The sequence below is a fragment of the Intrasporangium sp. genome (genome assembly GCF_032907665.1).
Lineage (GTDB): Bacteria > Actinomycetota > Actinomycetes > Actinomycetales > Dermatophilaceae > Intrasporangium.
Window position 1 is genome coordinate 3,458 of the sequence record NZ_JAJJPG010000173.1, and the last position, 2,615, is coordinate 6,072.

General features: G+C 70.6%; 2 protein-coding genes. One reads left to right on the top strand and one right to left on the bottom strand.

The annotated features are described in order from the left end of the window. Window positions 1-50 precede the first annotated feature (50 nt). Window positions 51-905: a PaaX family transcriptional regulator C-terminal domain-containing protein gene (locus LOY02_RS17305; protein ID WP_317183616.1), complete on the bottom strand. Its 855-nt coding sequence runs from the start codon at window positions 903-905 to the stop codon at window positions 51-53. An 87-nt stretch (window positions 906-992) separates the two neighbouring features. On the opposite strand from LOY02_RS17305, the gene LOY02_RS17310 reads away from it, so the two are divergent. Further along, window positions 993-2,615: AMP-binding protein (locus LOY02_RS17310; RefSeq protein WP_317183617.1), on the top strand; the 1,623-nt coding region annotated here is incomplete at its 3' end.

Consider the following 2,615-nt stretch of genomic DNA (forward strand, 5'->3'; position numbering starts at 1 on the left):
AGCCCGGCTTTTGGGGCCACTCGACGGGGGCGGGTGCGGACCTGCTCGGCTCAGCGGGCGCGGATCTGCTCGACGAAGCGGTGGGCCGGCGCCTCGAGCCGGCGACGGAGCGCGAAGAACGTGTCGGCCGCCCGCGCGCCCATCCAGTCGCGGGGCAGCAGCTCGGACGCGAGGCCGGGGTCGAGATAGGGCAGGCGGCGCCACGCCGTGAGGGCCCGCACGTAGTCGGCGAACGCCTCGCCCTCGTCGTCCTTGCGTCGACGCTGCCGCCACGCGTGGAGCACGGGAGCATGCGCCTCGTCGAACTGGCGGTAGAGCGCGTCGAGGCTGTCGAGGTCCCACCACGACCGGACCTCGGAGTGCAGGTCCGCGAAGCCCCGGTAGGAGGCGTGGAACAGGTCGACATAGGAGGACAGCCCGTGCCGCTCCAGAGCGAACCGGGTCTCGGCCTCGAGGTGGCCCGGGGCGATCCAGACCCCGTTGCCGACCGTGCCGAATCCGAGCCAGGACAGCCGCGACCGGAGCAGGTGGCGTTGCCGGCGCTCGGACTCGGGGACGGAGAAGACCGCGAGCACCCAGCCGTCGGCGAGGGTCGCCCGGCGTCGCTCGAAGATGCGCCGGTCACCGTCGTCGAGGATCTGTCGCGCCTCTGACGACAGTGCGTAGCCCGCACTGCCGTTGACGCGCTCCGCCTCGAGGATCCCCCGCCTCTTGAGCCGCGAGATCGACGACCGGACGGCCGCCTCCTCGACCCCGAGCCGCACCATCATGCGGATGAGCGAGCTGACGCTGATCCACCCTCCGACCTCACGGGCATAGAGCCCGTAGACGCTGACGATGAGGGCGCGCGGGCGGGCGGCGGCCGGGCTGACGTTGACCTCGTCGGTCAGGTCGGTGACGGTCACGGTTGGAGCCTAGCGCCGGACCGCCGACACCGCGCGAGACATGACGAACTCTTGACGGTCGTGAGAAACACTCCATACGGTTCTGCCATGGAGCTCACCCCCTCCGCCCACGTCGACACCTTCTGCCGGGACAACCTTCCACCGCAGGACCAGTGGCCAGAGTTCATCTTCGAGGTTCCGGAGGTCCACTACCCCGACCGGCTGAACTGCGGCGTCGAGCTGCTCGACCGCATCATCGACGAGATGGGAGCCGACCGCCCCTGCCTGCGCGCTCCCGACGGCACGGCGTGGACCTACGGCGAGCTGCGCACCCGGGCCAACCAGATCGCCAATCTCCTCGTCGAGGACCACGGGCTGGTCCCCGGCAACCGCGTGCTCCTTCGCGCCCCCAACAACCCGTGGCTCGTCGCCTGCTGGTTCGCGGTGCTCCGGGCCGGCGCGGTCGTCGTGCCGACGATGCCGCTGCTGCGGCCCAAGGAGCTCGCCACGATCGGCGAGATCGGCCACTTCGACCTGGCCATCTGCGACGTCCGCTTCGTCGACGACCTGCGCGCCGCCGAGATCCCGGGCCTGCGGACCCTCGTCCACGGTGGCGACGGCGACGACGACCTCACCCGGACGTCCGCCGGGAAGAGCCCGGACTTCACCCCGGTCGACACCGCAGCCGACGACGTCGCGATGCTCGCCTTCACCTCGGGCACGACGGGGCGGCCCAAGGCGACGATGCACTTCCACCGCGACGTCCTCGCCAACGCCGACACCTTCTCGCGCTACGTCCTCAAGCCGACGAGTGAGGACGTCTTCACGGGAACCCCGCCGATCGCCTTCACCTTCGGGCTCGGCGGCCTCGTCGTCTTCCCGCTCCGGGTCGGCGCGAGCACCCTGCTCATCGAGAAGGCCACCCCCGACGAGCTCGCCGCCCACATCGAGGCCCACGGCGTCACCATCTGCTTCACGGCGCCGACCGCCTACCGCGCCATGCTCACGTCGGGCAAGGCTGCCCAGATCCACACGCTGCGCCGCGGCGTCTCCGCCGGCGAGCACCTCCCGAAGGCCACCTGGCACGCCTTCAAGGAGGCCACCGGCGTCGAGCTCATCGACGGGATCGGGTCGACCGAGATGCTGCACATCTTCATCGGCTCGTCCGACGACGAGATCCGGCCCGGGTCGACCGGCAAGCCGGTCCCCGGCTACCGCGCCAAGATCGTCGACGAGTTCGGCGACGACGTGCCCGACGGGGAGCCGGGCCGCCTCGCGGTCAAGGGGCCGACGGGCTGCCGCTACCTCGCCGACGAGCGCCAGACCGTCTACGTCCAGAACGGCTGGAACGTCACCGGTGACACGTTCACGCGCGACGCCGACGGCTACTTCTGGTACCACGCCCGCAACGACGACATGATCGTCACCTCCGGCTACAACATCAGCGGGCCCGAGGTCGAGGAGGCCATCGTCACCGAGCCCGACGTCCTCGAGTGCGCCGTCGTGTCAGCACCGGACGACGCACGGGGCCACATCATCAAGGCGTTCGTCGTCCTCAAGGACGGCCTCGAGTCGGTCGCGGACGAGGCGGCCCGCGAGGCGAAGGTCAAGGAGATCCAGGACCACGTCAAGGGCGTCATCGCGCCCTACAAGTACCCCCGCTCCATCGAGTTCATCGAGGCGCTCCCCCGGACGTCGACGGGCAAGGTCCAGCGGTTCCGGCTGCGCCAG